The organism is Olsenella sp. KH3B4 (genome assembly GCA_900111695.1).
Lineage (GTDB): Bacteria > Actinomycetota > Coriobacteriia > Coriobacteriales > Atopobiaceae > Tractidigestivibacter.
In genome coordinates this window covers 1-22,442 of sequence record FOHD01000015.1, presented here as the reverse complement: position 1 = coordinate 22,442, position 22,442 = coordinate 1, and the positions used below count along the sequence as shown (strand labels likewise).

At 53.5% G+C, this 22,442-nt stretch carries 15 protein-coding genes and 1 pseudogene; 13 read left to right on the top strand and 3 right to left on the bottom strand.

Annotation, left to right across the window (positions count from 1 at the left end):
- Window positions 1-307 precede the first annotated feature (307 nt).
- Entirely contained in the window at window positions 308-1,342 is a 1,035-nt protein-coding gene (gene istA, locus BMX94_RS10395; protein WP_091006346.1) for an IS21 family transposase, read from the bottom strand.
- A gap of 416 nt (window positions 1,343-1,758) precedes the next feature.
- Between istA and BMX94_RS10390 the strand changes: the two genes are divergently transcribed.
- From BMX94_RS10390 to BMX94_RS10365, 6 genes are all read left to right on the top strand, one after another.
- Complete coding sequence (locus tag BMX94_RS10390) at window positions 1,759-2,754, top strand: glycosyltransferase family 2 protein (RefSeq protein WP_091006344.1); 996 nt, start codon at window positions 1,759-1,761, stop codon at window positions 2,752-2,754.
- Window positions 2,754-4,235: an O-antigen polymerase gene (locus tag BMX94_RS10385; protein ID WP_091006342.1), complete on the top strand. Its 1,482-nt coding sequence runs from the start codon at window positions 2,754-2,756 to the stop codon at window positions 4,233-4,235. Before BMX94_RS10390 ends, BMX94_RS10385 begins: the two co-directional genes overlap by 1 nt.
- A 5-nt stretch (window positions 4,236-4,240) precedes the next feature.
- Window positions 4,241-5,359 carry a polysaccharide pyruvyl transferase family protein gene (locus BMX94_RS10380; RefSeq protein ID WP_091006339.1) on the top strand — a complete coding sequence of 373 codons (1,119 nt, stop codon included), beginning with the start codon at window positions 4,241-4,243 and terminating at the stop codon, window positions 5,357-5,359.
- 267 nt (window positions 5,360-5,626) lie between these two features.
- Window positions 5,627-6,901: an oligosaccharide flippase family protein gene (locus BMX94_RS10375; protein ID WP_177171421.1), complete on the top strand. Its 1,275-nt coding sequence runs from the start codon at window positions 5,627-5,629 to the stop codon at window positions 6,899-6,901.
- Window positions 6,902-7,107: 206 nt separating this feature from the next.
- Entirely contained in the window at window positions 7,108-8,160 is a 1,053-nt protein-coding gene (locus BMX94_RS10370; protein ID WP_091006334.1) for a glycosyltransferase family 2 protein, read from the top strand.
- Window positions 8,161-8,165: 5 nt separating this feature from the next.
- Window positions 8,166-8,975, top strand: a complete 810-nt coding sequence (locus tag BMX94_RS10365) for an SDR family NAD(P)-dependent oxidoreductase (protein WP_091006331.1) — start codon at window positions 8,166-8,168, stop codon at window positions 8,973-8,975.
- A 740-nt stretch (window positions 8,976-9,715) separates the two neighbouring features.
- Here the strand turns inward: BMX94_RS10365 and BMX94_RS10355 are convergent.
- Window positions 9,716-11,476, bottom strand: a complete 1,761-nt coding sequence (locus BMX94_RS10355; RefSeq protein WP_091006327.1) for a P-loop NTPase fold protein — start codon at window positions 11,474-11,476, stop codon at window positions 9,716-9,718.
- A gap of 959 nt (window positions 11,477-12,435) precedes the next feature.
- Between BMX94_RS10355 and BMX94_RS10345 the strand changes: the two genes are divergently transcribed.
- From BMX94_RS10345 to BMX94_RS10800, 3 genes are all read left to right on the top strand, one after another.
- Window positions 12,436-13,560, top strand: coding sequence for a DUF262 domain-containing protein (locus BMX94_RS10345; RefSeq protein ID WP_091006321.1), 1,125 nt, complete (start codon window positions 12,436-12,438; stop codon window positions 13,558-13,560).
- Window positions 13,560-14,108, top strand: a complete 549-nt coding sequence (locus tag BMX94_RS10565) for a HEPN domain-containing protein (protein WP_143052317.1) — start codon at window positions 13,560-13,562, stop codon at window positions 14,106-14,108. Before BMX94_RS10345 ends, BMX94_RS10565 begins: the two co-directional genes overlap by 1 nt.
- A gap of 551 nt (window positions 14,109-14,659) precedes the next feature.
- On the top strand, window positions 14,660-14,785 hold the full coding sequence (locus BMX94_RS10800) for a hypothetical protein (protein ID WP_286160096.1): 126 nt from the start codon (window positions 14,660-14,662) through the stop codon (window positions 14,783-14,785).
- Window positions 14,786-14,837: 52 nt separating this feature from the next.
- On the opposite strand, the gene BMX94_RS10335 is transcribed toward BMX94_RS10800, so the two are convergent.
- Window positions 14,838-15,584, bottom strand: a complete 747-nt coding sequence (locus tag BMX94_RS10335; protein ID WP_091006315.1) for an IS3 family transposase — start codon at window positions 15,582-15,584, stop codon at window positions 14,838-14,840.
- Between the two features lie 454 nt (window positions 15,585-16,038).
- Here BMX94_RS10335 and BMX94_RS10330 point away from each other — a divergent pair, with 454 nt between their 5' ends.
- The 4 genes and pseudogenes from BMX94_RS10330 to BMX94_RS10310 all read left to right on the top strand — a co-directional run bounded on the left by BMX94_RS10330 (window position 16,039) and on the right by BMX94_RS10310 (window position 20,851).
- Entirely contained in the window at window positions 16,039-16,491 is a 453-nt protein-coding gene (locus BMX94_RS10330; protein ID WP_143052316.1) for a hypothetical protein, read from the top strand.
- Between the two features lie 488 nt (window positions 16,492-16,979).
- Window positions 16,980-18,025 (top strand): annotated as a pseudogene (locus BMX94_RS10320) (IS256 family transposase).
- Between the two features lie 740 nt (window positions 18,026-18,765).
- Window positions 18,766-20,154 carry an AAA family ATPase gene (locus BMX94_RS10315; protein ID WP_091006305.1) on the top strand — a complete coding sequence of 463 codons (1,389 nt, stop codon included), beginning with the start codon at window positions 18,766-18,768 and terminating at the stop codon, window positions 20,152-20,154.
- Between the two features lie 34 nt (window positions 20,155-20,188).
- On the top strand, window positions 20,189-20,851 hold the full coding sequence (locus BMX94_RS10310; RefSeq protein WP_091006302.1) for an RloB family protein: 663 nt from the start codon (window positions 20,189-20,191) through the stop codon (window positions 20,849-20,851).
- Window positions 20,852-22,442: the final 1,591 nt, after the last annotated feature.

Below are 22,442 nucleotides of genomic sequence, written 5' to 3'. Positions count from 1 at the left end.
GGCGACATGTCCTCCATGTCGGCGTACTTCGCCACGGTGTTCCGGCTCACGTGGAGCACTCGGGCGATCTCGGACCTCGAGCGCCCGGCGGCATCCATCGACCGTATATCATTCACTGTGTCCAGGGGCACGGTCATCTCCTCCATCCTTCCCGGGCGGGCTCGCCAAAGTAACCGCCCGGGGAAACCATACGGCGAGGGCCGCGCCCCCGGTCCCCGGGGCGTGGCCCTCCTGCTTAAACTGCTCAGTTTCTCGTGCTCACGGTGCTCATTTCCCAGTGATTACTCGGACCACTTCTTAGTGAACATCAACAGACGACCATCTCCCGGCCGGCGCACTCGGGCGACGTCGAGTACCAGTGCCTGCCGTCGACGCGCACCTTGCCCTTCTTGTCGGCGCGCGCCCTCCTGTACTCCACGCACTCGAACGGGCGCGCGGGGAGCGCCAGCATCGCCGCGAGGTCGTCCTCGAACAGCTCGAGCTCCGGCCGCCCCTTCCTGTAGTGCTCCTTGCGCGACATGTCGCGCGACCTCTCCAGCAGCCTCTCGTTGTACCCGTCGACGTCCCACACCCGCGGGACCGGTACGAAGAGGTTCCTCCTCTGCGTCCCGACCTTGTTCTCCACGGAGCCCTTCTCGTGGCCGGAGTAGGGGTTGCAGAACCGGTACTCGAACCCGTAGTGGGCGCTGCAGGCCTCGAAGAGCCTGGTGGTGCGGACCCTGTCGCACACGCGCCGGCCGACCCCGGTCGCGTTGTCGAAGACGACCCTGGTGGGGACGCCGCCGACGAACTCGAAGACGTTCCTGAGGCCCTGGCACACGCACTCCGCGTTCTCGCCGGGGAACACCTGCGCGAGCCCGACGTTGGAGTAGGGGAAGCTCGCGACGAAGTAGGGCATCTCGCGCCTCGTGCCCCTCACGACGAACGCCGCGTGCCCGAAGTCGACCTGAGCGACCCCCGCGGGCCAGTCGAGGTCGAGGAAGCAGCCCGGGCCGCCCCCGAGGCGGAGCCTCGCCTCCCTCACGTAGCGCCTGACGGTCTGCTCGGAGACGTCGGCGCCGCACTCGTCGACCAGCCGGCGCCAGACCCTGTGCGCGGTGTGCCTCTGCTTCCTGTTCTCCCTGAAGTCGTCGGTGAGCCACTGGTCGACGAGCGGGGCCCACCTGTCCATCTTCGAGGGCCTCCGCCTCCTCGCCTTGGGAGGCTCCGGCGAGAGGTCCTCCATCCTCGCGTACTTGTAGACCGTGTCGCGCGACACGCCCACCTCGCGGGCGATGGCCGCCACGGGCTCGCCCCTGCGGTACTTCCTTCGTATAGAATCGACTCTGTCCATGCTGATCATTCCTCCTGGGCCTCCCTTGTCGCAACCGATGCACGACAAAGTCTGCCCCTTGCGGGGTGGTCAGCATGCCCATGAGCGAAGTGTCGAAAACCTGCTGAGCGTTCCGTCGACTCCTACGTTAGCGAATACACAATCACGGTTCCTACTGTGATAAGCCGAGCAATCCTCCAGTCGCGCCAGACAACCATCCCGTAATATCTACGGTCAAGATTGGCGGCAACGTCTGGATCGAAGGGGATACGTGTATGCTTGTCGGCATAGAGATGGGCCGGGGGCTCGCAGCCTCCAGCGCCGTCGTTGCGCACGATGTGCCAGGGGGACACGATTGTCGTGGAAGCGCCGGCGAGGCCTATCAAGCGATAAGATCCGAATCAGTCCAGCTGAATACGTTTTTGAGATCGGCGAGGTAGTAGTGGATGCAGACTAATACCCATGAGCCAAAGGTCAGCATAATTATTCCTGTTTACAACTTGGGGGAAACCGTAATCCCCTGTATCAGCTCTGCTTTAGATCAGGACTTCGTCAATACTGAGGTCATCATCGTGGATGACGGCTCGACTGACCAGTCGCATGAGATATGCCGTCGATGCATACAGGAATCGGCAAACAGCAAGCTATTCTCGAAGGCGAACGGAGGACTGTCCTCTGCTCGAAACTTTGGTATCGAGAGATCGACGGGTGATTACCTTTTTTTTCTGGACGGCGATGACGTCATTGGACCTCATGCGATCGGTGCCCTTGTCAGCTTGGCCAAACAATACGACGTGGACATTGTCGCCACAACGCTAGCAAAGGTTAATTCCGCTGCTGCTTTCACAGAAAGCATAACCGAGTCTGGTGAACTCTTGAGTGGCAATGAATTGCTGGCAAAGATGCTCTACCTCCGTGGCGAAAGTGGTAGTTCCTGCGGAAAGCTTTTTAAGAGGGAACTGTTTTCAAGGATACAATTCCCGGAGGGGCAGCTTTTTGAGGACTTCGGTATCATCGCGACGATTTTCTCACGTGTTGATCGCGTTTTTGCATCGAAATCCTCGATTTATGGGTATGTGACGAGGGAAGAGTCCATCACGACTTCCAGAGAATACGGCCAACGGCATGTGGATGGTCTGGAATCATCGCTTCGCCTCGTGAGAAAGGCCGTCGAAGGCAAGCCGGAGCTGAAAGATGCGTTTGAGTGCTACTCGGCTTGCTGCAGGCTGAGGGTTGCCTCTAGACTTCCGACTGGGAAAGCGTACGGTCCTGGCAACACCTTGTATGTCAGAAAAGCTAAGAGGGCAGCAAGGTCTATCGTCTTGAAGCCGGGGCTGACCAAGATTTGGAGACTGCGTTGTGCCCTGTTTGGGATTTCGAAAACAGCACATAACGGCATGTACAGGCTATATGGAATCGCTACTGGCAAGGTGAGCTTGTGATGATTTTGTCTGAAGGTTACCCGAAGAATAGGCGGATGTCCATAGTTGGGAAAAGCACGCCGCGCAGTCGCCGTGTTGCGGTGAGGAATAGGAATGGTGGCCTGTTCTCGTGGCTAACAATACTTCTGGCCGTGGCAGTATTGGCCTATGTGCTTGTGCAGGGCTTCAGCGAGGGACATATACGGCATTCGGGCATCGTTGTCTTTACGTTCCTCCTCAATGCTTGCTATTCACTTGTGCTGCTGAAGAAGCAGTGCGACGAGATGCCCTTTACGCTCAAGCAGGTGCACTGGGTCTTCTTCTACACATATTTCTGTGTCACTCCGCTCAGCCAGTACCTGCTGGGACAGTGGCCGTGGGGCGTGATGGCTGCAGATGCGCAGGTCCTCTCCGTGAACCTGGTCTTGTTTGTCTGGGGCGTGCTTTTTACGGTACTGTCCGGTTCGAACAGTCCGTTCCGCGATGAGGAAGTGCAGGCATATAATTTTGAGATTAACCTGTCCCAAAGTGCTGCAACGGTACTCTGTGCTTGTTCTGTTGGCGCGACATTGCTGCTGGCTGCTCTGGTCGGCCCCTCTCATCTTTTCCTGAGGACGGAGTCCAGCGTCGATATGGGCAACACGTCGACGACAATGCTGGTTAACGTCCTCTTGAGAGGCTGGGTATTTGGCTCATTTGCAGGCATTTTAGTTAATTACACACGCCACAAGAATCATCGACTGACCCTTGCCTTGTCCGGGCTTTGCGTTCTTATATCATGCTTTCCAACCGCTATGGCCAGGTTCAACGTAGCGGCCGTTTATCTCGGCATTTTTATTATTGGATTTCGAAGTTTCACTACTAAAAAGGGGCTTTTCGCATTCTTTCTGCTCGTTGGATTTTTACTTGCATACCCTTTTTTCAACGCATTCAAATATCTGGAAAGTGGGACTCAGTCCAGTCTTATTTCACTTGTTGAGAGCTCTTTCGCGTCAGGTTTTCTATCGGGAAACTATGATGCATATTCAACATTTTTCTGGGTCACGAACTACTGCAGTGACGTTTCGATAACTTATGGAAGACAGCTTTTGGGTGCTTTGCTCTTTTTCATTCCACGTGCAATCTGGCCTACAAAACCTGTTCCATCAGGTCAGATGATCTTCGAGTATTATGGGAGGGCTTTTACTGACATAGCCTGCTCTCTGCCAGCGGAGGGGTATTTGAACTTCGGCATCTTTGGCGTGTTTCTCTTCGCTATAGTCTTTGCATTACTGGTTAGAAAGATTGATGGCGGCTACTGGATGGCCAGAATAAGAGCTGATTACATGCCCTTAAAGACCATTAATCTCTATTATCCCTTCCTTCTATCCCTTGTCTTTTATCTTCTGCGTGGTGCATTGATGACAACCATGACGTTTGTTATTGGATACCTCGTTGCATTTGCATGTGTGGTTGCGGCTATCAGACTTTTTGAGCGTTATCAAGGTCTGCCAGGAAGGTGACAATAATGGAGCAGAATAGATTAATAATCGTATCAACGATTATAGATTCGTTTAATTACGGTACCGTTATGCAAGCTGTTGCTACGAAATGCATTCTCGAGGACTATGGTCGCCCAGTGTTCGTCGATTACCAACGTCCATGGTGGACTCCCGATGGTCATAAAGCTGAGGCTTTCTCCAGGCCTGGTAACCTGCTTTGGAACGGGCTTCGTTACCTACTATCTTTGCCGGATTGGAATCACCGACATCGCCTGTTTCGCACATTCGTGGAGCAGGAATTGACGCTGTGTGATTCCACGCCGTTCTTGACTGGTCAAGGTGTCTTCGATATGGATGCGGTGTACTGCGTGGGCAGCGACCAGACATGGAATGCCTCGGAAAATAAGGGCGTAGATCCTGTATTCTTCCTGCTGAATGTTCCAGATGGATGTCGCAGAATTGCCTTATCAGCGAGCTTCGGCCGCCAATCACTTAGTGATAAAGAGAAGCGCATGACCAAGCCCGCACTAGGTAAATTCCAGTCTATTTCTGTCCGCGAATCCTCCAGCGTGAAGATTCTTAATTCGATGGGGCTTGACGGCGTTGCTCTTAAGGATCCTGTTCTTCTGTGTAAGCCTGAACTTTGGTGGGACTTATCACAAAGCGTGAAGCCTGACAAGGATCCATATCTGCTCGTTTATCGTCTCAATCCCAATCCTGCATTAGACCGCTATGCTGCAGATGTAGCCCGTGACCTCCATTGTGGTGTTCGGATAGTCACACCAACACTTGGGCTATGGCCGTCCCCGGGCTCTAGCATGAAGATTGTGTGTGAGCCCACTCCGGAGAGGTGGCTGTCTCTGTTTCGCGACGCGCAATATGTGGTGACTGACTCGTTTCATGGCACCTGCTTCTCTCTTATCTTCGAGAAACCAATGACTGTATTTGATCCCCCAAAGTATTCAATTCGTCTCATCGATGTGCTTCGCGATTTCGACCTATCGGCTAGGCGTATCCCCATGGGTGCGGATTCTAATGCCGGACCTATTCACCATCAGAATGTGGATTGGGATGGGGTACGTGCGGCCAAGACCCGATATGCGGGCGAGGCTAGGGCATATCTCGATTCCTGTTTTAGTAAATAGGTCAGCTGAGGAGTACTGGCGAAAAGAGCACGCGCACAGCAGAAGGCAGAACGAAGATGGATATGATGCTATTAATTTGCAATTGCTTTCGCGCGCAACGGTGCAAGACATCTCATACAATGCATTCACACCTATTTAATTCCGGATTTTAGCGAAGGCCAGTACATGCTGGAGTATTGAACCTACAATCACTCGGCTTTGGGTCACGGCTAATAAGTCTGCTATACACAAATGATTGGCAATAATGTGAGTATAAAAAAAGAGAAGATGACACACCGTCCCAAGATCGGACACGAATCTTTCTTCAAGAATACCATTTGGCAATATGGCCTCCAAATATTGAAGTACCTGTTTCCCCTCGTTCTCATTCCGTACCTTACACGTGTGTTGGGAACAGGTACCTATGCAGTCTATGCTTACGTCTATTCTTTCATGGGTGTAATGCAGACGATAGCCGACTTCGGTTTTACGCTATCTGGCACAAAGAAAGTAGTAGAACATAAAGATAACAATCAGGAGCTCTCCGGGTTGGTGGGCGACATTACCGCCGCCAGGTTGATGCTCTTGGGAGCTCTCCTGGTCATTACCTTAGTTATATCAGCCTTCATCCCCATCATGTCTGAGAATGTGCCTTATGTGCTGCTGGCTCTCGTGGCGGTTGGTCTCAGAGCGCTTCTGCCAGATTTTATATTCCAAGGATACGAGCAGATGGGGCCACTTACGACGAGGTACTTTGCCTCGAAGGGTTCGCAAGTTTTGCTCACGCTCCTCTTTGTTCGCGGCCCTGATGACCTACTTTTTGTAGCTCTAGCCGATATTGTGGGCAGCTCGATTGGGCTCGTCTGGAGCTTTGCAGCGGCCAAGAGGATGTTTGGCGTGGGAATTTCAGCACCGAAGCTGCATCAGAGCTTCCTAGAACTTAAGGACTCAGCTATCTATTGTGTATCCGAAGTGAGCTCATCCCTCTTCTCAGGCTTCACTACTATTATTATCGGCTTAGCGCTTACAGACAGGACGGACATAGCATTCTGGTCACTTACACTTACCACTGTTAATGCCGTTCAAGCACTCTATGCACCTATTGTGAACAGCCTCTATCCGCATATGCTCAACAATGGGGATTTTGGCTTTGCAAAGAGACTTGCCCTACTGGCTGCTCCCATTCTTACTATAGGAACTGCGGCGTACTGCTTGCTGGCTGAGCCAATAATGCTCATACTCGGAGGCAACGATTATCTTGGTGCGGCGCATGTCATGCGAATGATATCCCCAGTGCTTCCGATTTCTTTTTATGCGGTGTTTATCGGTTGGCCCATCCTCGGCGCGATGGGCTATGTGAAGGGGCTGACCATCACAACGGTGATTGCAGGCGTGTTTAACGTTGTCTCTCTCCTCGTCTTGTATGCCTCCGGCCTTGCGACACTTGACTCGATTTGCGTTGTTCGCTGGCTTGTCGAGGCTGTGATGCTCGCAGCAAGGAGTGTCCTCTTGTTACTGGTTGCCAGGAATGATGATACGATTTGTAGGCGTCGTGCCACGTAATGATGGTATGCATCTTAAATTTCTACCCCAACTCCGCCTTTCCATTGAAAGATTTGAATGCGCGCGAAAAAGTAACGATTACAACGCTGCCAATAGCGTTCGGGCAGAGCACTGATTTCATAAATAAGAGGGAATTTCTCTGCTGCTTAAGAGAGAAAAGCGTTACATGTCACGACTCTTAATTCAGCTAATAGAAGGGTCACATTATGAGTAGTAAAGACAGTGAAATGATGAAGCCGGACTCAGCCTCGACTTCATGCAGCGCTATGAGGCTCGTTTCCGTTATTGTTCCGCTTTACAAGTCTGAGGTCTTCCTGCCAAAGCTTTTAGATTCGCTTGTCTCCCAATCTTACGAGAATCTGGAAGTCATTCTGGTTGACGATGGCTCTCCGGACCATAGTGGTGAGATTGCGGAGAATTACGCTAGACAAGATTCAAGGCTTCGAGTCATCCACCAGGAGAATGGAGGTACCTGCGCGGCCCGAAACGCAGGCCTTGCCGTTGCTACCGGCGACTACCTTATGTTCGCAGATGGAGATGATTGGCTGGAGAAAGACTGCGTTGAGTATCTCGTCTGGTTGCTGGAGGCCAATGACTGCCAGATGTCAATGACGGACAGCGTATTTACTACACGCGACAGGGTCCAGAATGAGCAAGACAACATCAGAATTTGGACGTCCGAGGAGGCGGTCGCCGGGATCATAGATACCTTCCGGATTCCCGTGGGGCCTTGGAACAAACTCTACTCAGCCGAAATCATCCGGGAGCACGGGCTGAGCTTTTCGGTCTCTTGGTTCGGAGAGGGCCTATACTTCTCCACTATGGCCGCGCAATGGTCCGCTCGGGTTGCCGTTGGGCACCGTAAGATATATGATTACCGGCTCAACAATCCGAACAGCGGCACCACTGTGAAACACGTCGAGAACGGTATCAGCGCGCTTCAAAATATCCTCTATATCCGGGACCATCTAGAAGTTGATAGTCCCGACATACAAGATGCGCTCAACTGGCACATCTTCACGAATAACTTCAATCTCTTGGAGTACATCGTCGGAGCTGATGACAGGCGTGCTTATGTCGGTGAATATGAAAAAGCAAAAGCCAACGTTAGGTTCTACCTAAAGCCCGCTCTTCGTAACCGATATCTTACTCGAGAAATGAAATTGCGCATGGTTGCGAAGACACTCTTTCCTGATATCGTTGCGAAGTTGAATCTCAAAAAGTTAGAAAAGGCATTCGAGCAGGACAGGATGGGCTGATTCCCATGGGAGTAACGTCGAAACTTTTCCATGCAGTTGATTGTTTGAAACGACCAAAGCTTGTACCCATCATACGCGAGGCCGCACCCGGTTCTGAGTTTGTCGGCAAGGTTGCACTGGTAACAGGGGGTGACGGTGGCATCGGTTCTGAGATTGCGAGACAGCTCGTGGCAGGCGGCTGTGACGTGACGATTTCTGGCCGCAATGAAGGTAAACTTGCCGCAGTTGCCGAATCGATTGGTGCATGCTTTGTCCGGATAGATTACTCAGATACCGAAGAAATGGAAAGTCGCATTCATGATACGGCTGTAAAGCATGGCGGAATCGATTTCTTCGTCAGCTGTGCGGGGATACACACTGAAGATGTCAATTTCTGGACCCTTACATCCGATGAGTTCGACCGTGTGATGAGCGTGAACCTTCGCGGCACGTTTTTTGCTGCGAGAGCCGCAGCTCTTGAGATGAAGGAGGGAGGGCATGTCCTTCTGATCGGTAGTTCGCGGGGATTCGAGCCGGCATGGTCACCTTATGGGATATCGAAGTGGGGCATAAGGGGCATGACGATGGGGCTGGCGAAACAACTCGCCCCAAGAGGCATCTCCGTGAACTCGATTGCACCCGGTGCAACCGCTACCGCACTGATAGGTTATGAGGCTGGGGGCAACATTGCGGCACCGGAAAACACTTTTGGTCGCTATGTAATGCCTACCGAGGTTGCCAGCCTGGCACTCTATCTCCTGAGCGATGCCGCCAACATGGTCTCAGGAGAGACCATCCGCATTTCTGGTGGTAGAGGTTCGTTTGATATCAGGTAACCCGACGAGGAAGTGGGGGGCGAGGGGACTGACAACGGGGTTCGCGAAGGCGCTACTCGCGTGCGGCAGGACAGGCCAGCCGTTGCGAGGGCGGCCGCCCACCTGGCGCGAGGCGAGTCCGCGTCGGGGCGGAGCCAGCGGACGACGGCTGGGAGGGCGTCGAGGTGCTAGTTGAGATTGGGACGGAGCCTGACTGCCTTGACAGTGGGATACCGTTCTTGGGGAGACGGGTGTTCGGGAGGCACCCGCGCGCTCGGGCGTGGCCGTGACGAAACATGAAATAGTTTCCGTGCATGAACCCGAGAGTTACCCATGCTCAAATACGAAAGCCAAGCTTGGCTAAACACAACTGGCTCTCGAAGTCCGGTGGCGTCTCGACGCGGAGGCTCGCGAACTACCTGGCCTGGTTCACGTGGGCCCTCGACGCGAGGTGGGCGGGCCCCGCGCTGGTGCTGCTCGCGGAGGAGGTGCGGGCCCGCGCGTACCCCACCACGAGGAGGGGCTACGCGGCGACGCCCTACCCTTCCACTCGGAGCTCGACGAGTCGGCGGGCATGCCCAGAGAGGGTTAACACAGCCATTTGTTTTTTGTGAACCAAGCTGCTAACGAGTGGCTGAAGACCGCAAGGGTGGTCCGTCCCATCCTGATTGCCGACACGAGCTTTCACAATTCAAGGTGAATCTGCTGGTGGCTATCTTATCTAGACTGTCAGATTACCATTATTGTCAGCGTTTCCGGCGCTAACGCATTTGGCTATGAGTTGCTCCTGCGCTTTCAATGTCTCGACATATTCCTTCGATGTCGTTGGTTAGCCAGCCCAGCCTAAAGTTGCCCATCCTCGTGCCCGTATCAAGGGTTTTCAATTCATCCAGGATACTATTAAGCCAAGTTTGCAGTTCCTCGTCATCTTCGATTCTGCAGAATCGTACGCTCAGCGTCCTTTGGAAGAATTGATGAAGGGCATTTTGAGATTTTCCATTTCCACGAAGGAAACACTTTGCGATGTAATCAGGAGGTATCAAGAGAATGGTTGGGAGTGGGTCATTGATCATGCTCTCTAGCTTCTCCGCCAGCAGCTTCCCTGAGTCTTCGTTTATCAATTCGTGACGGTAGGCTCCGCTCGTCCTATTTAGGCTCTCGTTGATGAGGCCCTTAGCATCATTGATAACTTGTTCAAGTGTTGTGTCGCGGACCGTTCCCTCCATTCCCGCCCATATAGAGTACTCATGATGCAGCTGGGCATAGAAGGCAAGTGGGTTCTCACGAGCCTTCTCTTCATAGCAAGCTTTTGCATCATCGGGTTTCAGTGCTTCATTGAAGCCAAGTTCGTTGAGGGATCTGTTCATCTTCCACGCTCTGTACAACCATGCCAGCGAGAACTCGTGTCTCGTTATCGCCATCGTTAATTTTGCAGCGAGATTGCTGACATCGGAGTCATCCATATCATCGGCTTGTATCCAACTATCGTATATCGTCTTAACTTCCATATCTGCAGGGGATTCGGGATACTCCTTTGCGATGTATGCCCCCATGCACCCGTCAATCGTGTTCATGCTTGCGAGTTTGCCATAGCCGATGGGCTTCACAATTTCGGAAAGACTATGGTACTTTTCCCAATCGATGCTCGCCAAAGCGAAATCAATCCCCTGCTTGCTTTCTGTCTTCTTGTTAGGTTCGGAAGGAGGATCGCCTACAGCTACGGAAATTGAGAACCTCACCACGTCTTTCAAAGCACGCATTCTGCCTTCTGGGGCAATCTTGTTCGAGTGCATGATTGACGAGGAGCACACTTGGTTGAGTGTTGGTACGATGCGGGCGAGACCTCTAGCGTTTAGCTTTCCTGCAGACTTCATGCCCGATATGACTGCAGCTTTAAAGTCAAAGTCAATTTCATCCGCGATAGTGCTGTGCGTCATAATTGCGTCATAGAGGTCTTCAGCAGTAGGGAGGTACTCAAATTGCCTTGAAATAACTTTTTCTGCCTCGCTGTTGGTGAGGTCAAAAGGCTCGTTTCTCACTAGCATTATGTGCCATCGGTGGTTCTCGACCATATCGTTCACGAGCCCCAAGAGGTCGTTCATCTCCCCAGCGAATGCAGACCTCTCGGTGTCATCCAGAACGATAAGGGTCTTTTCCATTGACATGGCAGAGATTATGGTCTCGGCATTAAGGTCCAGCCTGATTCCTTTAACCCCGAGATAGCTATCCACCATCGACAAGAGGCTCCTCCCGAGGCTCTTCATCAACCTCTGGATTCTTGGCTTATCTACACGGCAGAGTGCAGATAGCATTCGGTTGAATATCTCTTCGTAGGTCGCAACTCCAAACAGCGATACCCTGAGCATCGTGCATCCAGCATCTTTTAAGGCCGGAGCAAGTACATTCTTGCAGTAATGCGTCTTACCTGATCCCCACTCGCCATAGAGCGAAATAGCGAACAGCGAAGATGCGCCTTCATCCTCTGTATAACCGATGATTTCTTTTGTGATTTCGTCCAACATGCGTTCTCCACATATAGATATCTTGTAGGTTAGCGCGGTATGGAAGCGGCTCTGTTTGGCAAGAGTACATGAGTTACGGCAAATAGGTATTAGATGCTGCTGCTAAGCCAGTCCTGATATGACTTCATGCGGGTAGGGGACTCCACGTCCAGCGTCGAATGTCTCCATACCCCCCAGCCTCAATACGTTTCGATCCATCTTGGAATATTCCGCCCATGTCACTTAAGTTCGTTGTCATTGCTCCAATTAGCGCTGCAGATTCGTTCGACATTGTGTCGATGATATCGGTTTCTTCGAGTACAAATCCTGCATTGCTTTCATCTGTATTGGGGGAACTGGTCTCTTTCTGCCCTCCTTGAACAGTATTCGATTCAGAAGTGGTTTGGATATTGGGGGGCGGTGAAGACTCTGATGCCTGGCCTTATTTGCGTCCGAGCTCCTCGCTGGATTCGATAAGCTGCTGATTCGATTTGTTGAGCCGCTTGGCCATCTTGTTGATTGCCTTTGAATACTGCTCGGAGTATCGAGGAACAAATCGTAGTTTTGTCCAGTCTTCATATTGGTAGCAGAGAACTTTGGCTTTCAACCCTGCATCAAGAGATAGATAGTCAGCTTGAATGTCGACATACAGAATCGGAAGGATTAGATATTTTTCCGTCCCAACGGACAGCAAATAACGTCCAGCTCTAACACCGTCAGCAGATCCATTTGTCTAGGATGCCGCTAAGTACAGAGACGGACTGATGGGGCTGGTGACGATATTTTGTTTGGCGGCACAATCGTAGTACTGCAGCCTTGTGCAGGGGATGTCCGAGACAGCATGCTCTGTCCGTACGCTGGACGGCTGTTCAAAAGGTTAAAATTACGGAGGGGCAAACGTATGGCTCGTAGCTCAGAGTCGCATCCACATCGAGCAGACTTCTGTAATTCGCTACTTAATACAAGGCTGGAGGAGCCGAATGACCAACATTGATTATGAAGACGACGAAACGTATCTTACTCCCGAAGAAAAAGAAGAGCTTGAAGAACCGCAGCCGGCGGCTGCGCCCATTACGTTTCGGAGCCAAGATTTTGATGTCAAAGGGTTAGTAGGCCGACTGGAGAATAAAGATATTCTGGTTCCTCGCATACGAATGACATCTGCGGAGCAGGGCGTCTGTGATCTAAACCCCTTTCAAAGGGGGTTTGTTTGGAATAATAAACAAATGGATCTATTCGTTGAATCTCTCCTGCTCGAATATCCAATTCCGGGTTTATTTCTCGTACAGCAGGCAGACAGGCGTCTTCTTGTCCTTGATGGCCAGCAGCGCCTCGAGACGCTTAGGCGTTTCTATTCCGGTTTTAATGGCGATAAAAAATACCGGCTTAGACTAGCTGGATCGAAATTCGATGGCCTTTCATATGATGAACTGCCGGAGCGATATCGCCGGATAATAGATAACACGTACATTACCACCACTGTAATCGTGCTGGACAACAGGCCTGAATCAAAAAATGCTGTATACGATGTATTTAAGCGTTTGAATTCTGGAGGTACGCAACTTACGCCACATGAAATTCGCATGGCACTATACAATGGCGAGCTGATGAATCTTGTGGACCGCTCAAATATTAGACCATCCTGGCGCAAGCTGTATGGATCTGCGCAGTTGAATAAACGGTTCAGAGACCATGAGCTGGTATTACGAATCATCGCACTATATCTAGAGGAACAGTCCTATACGAAACCCCTTGGGGGATTCCTCAACAGCTTTGCCGATAAGTACCGTAATGGTTCTCAATCTGAATTAACAACAGCCTTGGGTCTGTTTGATAAAACAGCGGATATTATTGCTGCAAGCGATGTGCCACACCCTTTCTTTATGACTGATCGCAAACAGTTAAATACTGCGCGGGCAGAATCAATAATGATTGGCTGCATGCATGCACTGCATGATGGAAATGGGCTTAATACTAGTTCGATACGCCAGCTATTAGATGGGCTTAACCGTAATCAAGAATACGTTGATTCGGTCACCAGCGCCACCTCGGATGAAGCTCAGGTGCATAAAAGAATTTCGCTAGTTTGCAAGGCATTAAGCTAATGGCAGAAGTACAAGAATGGCCACCCTATGAAGTTCAGCAATCGATGCGGCGTCTCGATGATCTGGAGAGTCTTGTACAATCTTTGCTTGAGCAGCAGGAGAGTTGCAACGACGATGTTGTTTCAAATCTTGCAAAGCTTCTTGTCATTCGTTGCTCAGGACACCTGGAGGTTACTTCCAGCTCATGCATACTATGCTTTATCGAACGTCATTCGGAATCTGTTGTTTCCGACTACGCCCGTAGTCAGTACAAGAAATGGCAGAATCCAAACCCCGATAATCTAAAGAGAATCCTGTCATCGATTTCAAATGTAGCAAGCGGAGCTTTTTCAAGCTATATGGCAAACGGAAAGGATACAGTCGATCTTTCAGCAGAAATAGGTTCAATGGTTAAGGAACGCGGACGAATAGCCCATGGAGATAATGACAGTGTAACACCAAGAAAAGCGCTTCAGTTTTACGGGGCTACCTTACAGGTGTCTGCCTGGTTCATTGATTACTTCAGGCCTTCGGGCGATGCAGACAATAGTCTTTGCAAGCAATTGTAATGAGCAATTCGCCGCCCTTGTTAGGGGGTGGTACCGGAAGTCCGTACCAGATGATGGCGTTTGGAGGATGGCGTGCATTCCCTTGAACAGAGGGAAAGGGCGGTCGAGCTCTATATCAAGTACGGCCTCAAGGCCACGGCAACCATACGGGAGCTCGGATACCCCAGCCGTACACAGCTGGTGAGCTGGCACAGGGAGTGGCGGGAAAACGGAGGAAGGCTCACGGACCGCAGCCTCGAGCAATGCACGCCGAAGCAGAAGAGGACCGCGGTCAGGCACTGCCTCACCCATGGGAGGTGCAACGCCCTCGCCAGGCGCGAGCTTGGATACCCCAAGTGCACGGCGAAGCTCGCCGAGTGGATCGACGAGTACGCACCCGGCGAGAGAGGGGCGACGCAGCCCAGGGTGTTCGACGCATCCGAGAGGGCCGCTGCCGTCAAGGCCCTGGCATCTCGGGCATCGTCCGCCCAGGAGGTCGCCGACCTGGTAGGATGTACGAGATCCGCGCACTCTACAAGTGGAAGCGCGAGCTGCTTAGGGAGGAGCCTCCGATGCCCGAAGACCGCCCCGGCAAGCCCGCGCGAACGCGGGGAGGGTCGTCCGCGACCCAGGCGGACGTCGCCGCCCTCGAGGCCAGGAAGGCCGAGCTCGAGGAGCTCGAGCTCAGGTGTGTTTAGTCAAGCCTGACTTTCGACTTGGGGGTGGTACCACTTTTCCGTACCGTTCTCGCTAGGCTGCAAGGGCTAGGCTTTGCCTGTATGCCAAGGGGCTCATCGAGCCCAGCGAGCGCCTGATCCTCTCTGTGCTGTACCACTCCATGCAGTCATCGATCCTCTTCCCGAGCTCCTCCAGGCTGACGCCCTCCCAGTCCCTTCCGCAGGACATCTCGTTCTTCATGGTGCCGAAGAAGCCCTCCATGCGGGAGTTGTCGGGAGAGCAGCCCTTCCTGGACATCGAGCGGATGATTCCCGCCTCCTTGCAGATCGATATCCACCCGGGCCACCGGTAGTGGCATCCGCAGTCGCTGTGGATGATGAGGTGGGTCCTCTCGCTGGGCCCGGCAGGCCTGATGGCTGCTTCCAGCATCGAGTTGGCCATCTCGGCGTTCGGCGAGGTCGACGTCGTCCAGCTCACGATGGAGCCGCCGGAGCAGTCCAGGAAAGGGGAGAGGCAGGGCTTGCCGGCGGGGACCGAGAGCTGCGTCACGTCCGTGAGCCACAGGAAGTTGGGAAGCCACGCCGCGAAGTCCTGCCTGACCTTGTTTCCCGGATGTTCCGTTATCTCGCCCGCGTAGGAGCTGCAGCGCCGCTTTGGCTTCGTCCTGCCCCGGGCCTCGAGCCCCTCCTCGGCCATGATGCGGGCGATCCTGCGCTCCCCGATGGTCTCGCCCCCCGCCTTGAGCTCGTCGTGGATGCGGCGCCTTCCGCAGACGCCGTCATTGGCGTCGAAGACGGTACCGTCAAGTTTCTTGCACACTTTCTGACAGGTGAGCGGCCCGCCGGTAGTGTCGAGAAAGTTGGTGTAGAGCCTTTCGTCGGCCGATAAATTGCGAAAAGGGTTATCGTCCTAAAAACTGAATCGTGACAGATTAGCGCCTGGGAAAGGACGAAGACTGTGATGGAGAACCATACGTAGGATACTTTACTTAGAGAGTGCTTTGCTTTGAAGCAGTATACAAACACAAAGAGAATTGTGAGAGAACCAAAGAATGAGCGAGCATGAACATAGGTTTACTTCGCTCCGAGCCGATTACCTACAAGAGGGGCTCGTACTTGGAGGACTATCCCGGGTGTCGGTGCATTTGAACTGCGATGGTATTGACTATGAGCTTGCTGTTGAGCAAGGCTGCAATAGAACGATTACTGTCAAGGTGGGACATGCGGTTGACTGGAACTCTATCTAAAAACCCCTCTACATTCTTGAGCGTCTCTTGATGATATTCGACGGGGCCTTCATCAATCTGGAGGACATCTCATTTTCTGGGTCACCCGATGGTGACAATGGAAAAGCTGAGAAAGGGCAGGTGTTTGCAAAGCGCTTGAGCTACTTCAGGACGGACAGCCGCTTCACCATTCATGACAAGCTCGTCGAATACCAGGATGTTCTTAACGATGGACTCATGAGGAGGTGGGCGACCCTCCTCGATGAGCTTAGCATTACAAATCAGACTTACCTCTACATGTTGGCAGACTCCGGGATGCCCGCTGATTTGCGCCTTGCCTTTCTCGTAGAGTTGGCTGAGCCGATGGTTGAAATAGTCAACAAGGAAAAGGGCATCTATCCTTCTCTGCATCCTGGAGAGAGGGGCACGAATTTGAAACAATGCCTGAATGCATTGGGCAACAGCTATGGTGATGTCATTTTTTTTGCAGAGAACAGTTGAACCATGAGTACGATGATGTTCTCTCCACTCTTGTTAACAGTAGAGTTCGAATCATGCATATTAAGACAAAGATGCCTGCTGGTAAGTACTTCGATGGTAAGTGCAGCGTGTACTACATGCGAAAAATGAGTCTGTTGTATCGGTCCATTCTGCTAGACCTGCTGGGAATACCTCTAGATTCGTATCAGTCGAAATTGACGAGGCGCATTTCAGCTTTTGATGCGCACTTTCAAGAAAGCAAGGGGATTGATTAGCGTCTAATAACAGACCTAATGGCTTCGGCCAGTCTCGCGCGGGAAGTGGGGGCGTCGAGATAGTTGGTGTTAACCCGAGAGCGAGTGCTGGGATTGTCCTGGCCGTACGAACGGTTCGGGACGCGTCTCGAAACTTGGCGTAGACGGCCAGGCGGCCGGCGCCCGCACGGGCGCGGCCGCCCCCTAGAATCGTGAGTCACCACAACGTACGGTTCTGGAGAAAGGACGGCCGCAATGGACACTGTACACGAGGGGCCCTGGCCTCCGCCGGCGTGCGCGCCGACGGCACGATCGACATCAACGCCGCGCTGCGCTCGATGCTCGAGGCGCTGCTCAACGCCGTGATGGACGAGCGGGCCTCCGGGCTCGGGGTCGCGCGCAACGGCTACCGCGAGCGCAGGCTCGGCACCTGCGTCGGGACGGTGACGCTCAGGATCCCCAAGCTCAGGGAGGGCAGCTACTTCCCGGACGACATCGTCCAGAGGTGGTCGCGCACCGACACGGCGCTGGCCTCGGCGATCTGCGACATGTGGGTCTCGGGGGTCTCGACCGCGCTCGTCACGGCGGTGGCCTGCGACCTCTCGGCGACCTGGCGCGTCGTCGGCGTCGAGCGGGTCGACGCCGAGTCGTACCGGTCCTGGCGCGACTTCCTGCTCTCCCTCAGGCGTCGCGGCCTGTCGGGAGTGCGCCTCGTGGTCTCCGACGCCCACGAGGGGCTCGTCCGCGCCGTCCGCGAGGTCCTGGCGGGGGCGTCCTGGCAGCGCTGCGTCGCCCACCTCGAGCGCAACGTGATGGAGCGCTGCCGGAGGAAGGGCGACGGGGCGGGCGCCGTCGCCGCGCTCAAGGCGGCGTTCGCGGAGTCGGACCCCGCGCTCGTGCGCGCCGGCTACCGGCGCGCCTGCGAGCTGCTCGCCGAGCGGGACCCGTCCGGCGCCGGGCTGCTGGAGGACGCCGAGGCGGACGCCCTGTGCTACCTGGACTTCCCGAGGGAGCACCGGGTCTGGATTAGGACCAACAACGTCCAGGAGTGGATGAACGGGGAGATAAAGCGCAGGACGCGGGTGGTCCAGGTCTTCCCGTCCCCGGAGTCGCTGGTGAGGCTGGTTGGGGCGGTGTGCTGCGACCAGAACGACGCGTGGCTCGCGGCGACCAACTTCATGGACCCCAGGACCCTCGCCGAGGGCTACGAGCGCGAGCCCCTGCCGGCCGAGCCCGGGGGCGAGGAGCGGGTCCTGAGGCTCGTCAGGGAGGCGTTCGACAGGAAGACGAGGGCGGCGTAGGATAGGCGGCGGGGAGGCTCGCCCCCGCGGGGTGGCCCCTACACCACTTTTCGTGACGCAGCTATCGCCAAGTATCGCTGGCAAAGAGAGGAGCGCTTCCGACGCGAACCCACGGGTTTCTCGTGGATGCCAGAACCTGAAATGGTCAATGCGCTCGGGGCTTGAAGCTTTTGCTGAGAGATAGCATCATAGCCCTTGGTAGGAATGGCAAGAGTTGGATGTTGTTCCTGTCGTTATTTGCCCATGGTTTATGGCGCGACTTGCCTCGGAGCCGGGAATTCGGGGCATTATTGTTTTCTTCAATCTGAACGTGTCTCCAATCTGGCGCAGCCATATGAACCGCATCTCATTTTGCTCAAGCGCACTTTAGTCAAGTGTGCTTGAGCAATAATTCGTTCGGTTGAGCTGTACTCGCTTGTGGGCGGTGGTTCCGCTGTATCTCGAGCAGTTGGATGAATCAGAATCGACCAAGTGGAACCTTGCTAACCGCATTCTCGGCTTAGGCAGGCTTCTCCATTCTGTGCCGGTGGAACGTGGGGCGGAACGGTAGGCAGCTGAGAGGATTGAATCGCGATTTGAGGTCATCGAGGCGCGTCTCCCCATCGCAAAGGTCAACTGATTCGAGATGCCATCTCTCGCAGAGGTAAATTCAATGCGTTTTAGCGATATTTTTACCGTATTACGTAAAAAATAGCTCAAAATACAATTCAAATAGTTTTTGAGGAGAAGGAGCGAGAACCATGCTACTCAATTACAGCTTCCAGAACTTTCGAAGCTACCGTGATGCGCAGCAATTCTCGATGGAGCGATCTAAATCGGCTCAAAAGCGTGACTCTGCAACATGGGGCCACAACAACGTATCCGTCGTAACGGGTGTCTATGGTGGAAATGCATCTGGTAAGAGTGCGTTTCTCAACTCGATTCGATTTGTTGCAAGGTATGTTGCGCGTGGCTTTAGCGGGAACATCGACTTGGCTGAGGAGCTAAGCCCATTCCTGCTTGATAACGACTCGCGTAATGATGCGACAAAATTCTTGATTGAGTTCATTGGCCCTAATGAGGGGCATTATCAATATGAGTTCGACATCACGAGAGAGCGCGTCTATTACGAGGAGCTTAGGAAGTACAACGGCGCGCGCTCGTCCAGACTATTCCTGCGCGAATTCTCAGCTAATCAAAGTGAGTATTTGTACAGCTATGGCCGTGCCTTTAGGGGAAACAAAAGGATATACGAGGATATTACCCGTCCCGATGCTTTGATGCTTTCGGCACTTCACGCTGCAAACTGCGAGCTGACCGAGGAAGCGTATCAAGAGTTTTCTGACAACTTTGGATTCTTTGAGGCCTCTGGCTACCGGCGAGAACTGTCACTCATCAAACAAGATTTGTCTGAGCGAACCGCAATAGGACGCGCACTTCAAATGGTTATGGCGTCTTCCGGACTGGGAATTAACGTTATCGAGGCCAAGGACGCTCTTGATTTACTCTATGAGGCAAATGAGTCCAAAGATGACTCTAGGGCCGGAGAGTACGAGAAGCTCGCTTCGGGCCTAGTCGCCCTTTCAAAGCCCAACTTGTCTCCAAAAGAGCGGGAAGAGGCCGTACACAAGCTCATGACAAACACCTCGTCGGTCCACCCAGAGCTAGTTTTCTCCCATGCTGGTCGCAATGGTTACGTTGGCGAGTTCTCCGAAGCGGACGAGTCCAGAGGAACCCTCGCTGCGCTTGCGTTCTTCTCAATGGCGCTGCGTACTCTGTCAAGGAGGTCCATTGTCATCGTCGACGAGATAGATACCAGCCTCCATCCTCTGTATGTGGAGGAGCTGGTTCGTCTGTTCCTTGACCCCAAGACAAATCCCAACCAATCACAGCTCATATTTACCACCCATGATGTCTCGCTGATTAGCCGATCGATGGAAGGACAGACAACCTTGGATCGTGACCAGATTTGGTTTGTCGAGAAAAATCCTTCCGGCGAGTCGACCCTGTATCCGCTCTCTGAAATCAAGTCGCGCACAGGCGAGAACTATGGGAAGAACTATCTGAACGGCATCTACGGGGCCGCACCGCAGCCGTCGTTCCACCAAGCGTTTGCAAGTGCCATTGCTCAGATCGCTGAGAGCGATTAAGCATCCAAAGGGTAGCTGGAGGTGTATTTCTGTCATGTCGGGGCGTTCGTCAAAACATACATCGCTGAAGAAGGGCCGTCCTGGGGCAAATAGGCGTAATCGTAAGAAGCGTTGCCTAATTGTGAGCGGGGGAGAGGTGACTGAGGCGCAGTACTTCGAGGTCCTTCAAACTCGCTATCAAAACCTTGTGTTGTGTGTAAAGACGGATGTTGGGTCTCCTGATCAGCTTGCCAGCTATGCATCGTCGGTCGTTTCGGGTGGGAAATCGCGTACGGACGAAGACGGGTACAAAGCCATCTTTGTCGTGGCAGATGTTGATCAATTCCAAGTAGAGCGATTTCGGGAGGCCCGGAAAAAGTGCGATTTGGTAGAAGCGCTGCTCGTAATATCAAACCCTTGCTTTGAAGTATGGCTCATTGATTATCGGCAGACTTGTCCCGACTCCTTCACAACTACCAAGGCATGCGAGGGGAAGGCGGAGGCTTTGGGTCTTGTGGATGGGCAACGTAACAAGGCGCTATCATCTGCCTTCATTTGTGATGTTGCCGAGGCCGTAGGGAACGCAATGTCTAACGCCGAGCGTCATAACACAGACGAGCGAAAGTCGCAGCGCGAGCGTCTGGATAGTCTTGACTTTGCGCCATGGACTGACATGCCAGCGCTTATCGAGAGCCTCGATAGGTTGAACCAAGGTTAACCAAGCGAACCAGTAGTTTCCTGCGTGGGTTTTCGTGAAAATCGCTGGAGTCACTGAGAATTTGGAGCAAGCACGGCTGGAGGATAAGTTGTGTATAGACGTTGCAAACCTGATTGTCCAAGCCATTATCGGGGTTGCCACTCTGGCTGGCGTGATGGTTTCCCTATATCAGGTACACCGTGAGAAGATTCTCCGGATGGAAGAGGAGAGGCGTAAACAATCGACGCGGATATCTCTATGGTATGAGGAGTATCGAGATAGAACTGATTGGCCGAGAGATGACCGGTTCGTGTGGCAGGCAGTCGTGCTTCGGAATGCTAGCGAGTCGCCCGTCTACGATGTAATTGTCACATGCGTCGGGATTAGCGGTGCCGGTCCAGAACCGAGAGGCGAGGACAACGACCACGATTTCCCCTATCGGACTTGTGTCGGCACGCTTCCGCCTGGAACTTGGTATGTATGGCTTCCGACCGGCGGCGCGGGCATGCACATTCGTACGGCTCCCGAGGGTGCATTCACTGACGCGGGCGGGATATCGTGGGTTCGGCGCGGAAACGGCAAACTGGAGGAGATAGGGTCCGAACCTGCGTCCTTTTATGAACTCGACCTTCCCCTGGAGTGGGGAGGGTGCAAGCGGTTGGACAGGTAAAAGCCGGGACTCAATAATCAGGGGGTCATGACTAGGCATCAATCGCTGTGTGTAGCCTGATTGACGACAGCGACAGTATTGAATCCCTGCCGGTAAGACAAATTCTTTCTGATAGATGTGGCCTGGGAGGCTTGAGATATCAGATGGGAAGGAATCAGCCGAGCAGCAACTTATCGCGAACGGCTGGCTTGGTTATTGCAAGTGAGGGCTTTGACGGCACGCAGAATGACTATGCTTCTCGAACTATAGCAGTGCCATCGAAAGGCATTCTCAAGGGCGAACCTGTAACATGGGGGTTCGTCTCTGGGGCATTGTATGCTTCCTCCTAATACGTCTCCCTTCTGGGCTGTTGCGCCGTGTCTGGGGGGGTTATTCAAGGGAGGATTATCATGTTCGCATGGCGTGCGGATGACTCGCGGACTCCTTCTGCCGAGATTTCGATTCGAGTCATTTGGTAGTTGATTGCCAAAGCCAGTGCAGCTTCGGCGGGGTAAGTGCGGCTGACAGAGTAGATGCAGGAAGACGGCACCATCACTGGCGTTGTTGGATGTGTTTTTTGGCGCAGTGAGTGCAGGAGGCCGACCGGTCGGCACCGTTTCGCGGCATGACCCATGGTGACCGCACCGGCCTGTTGATGTTCACTAAGAAGTGGTCCGAGTAATCACTGGGAAATGAGCACCGTGAGCACGAGAAACTGAGCAGTTTAAGCAGGAGGGCCACGCCCCGGGGACCGGGGGCGCGGCCCTCGCCGTATGGTTTCCCCGGGCGGTTACTTTGGCGAGCCCGCCCGGGAAGGATGGAGGAGATGACCGTGCCCCTGGACACAGTGAATGATATACGGTCGATGGATGCCGCCGGGCGCTCGAGGTCCGAGATCGCCCGAGTGCTCCACGTGAGCCGGAACACCGTGGCGAAGTACGCCGACATGGAGGACATGTCGCC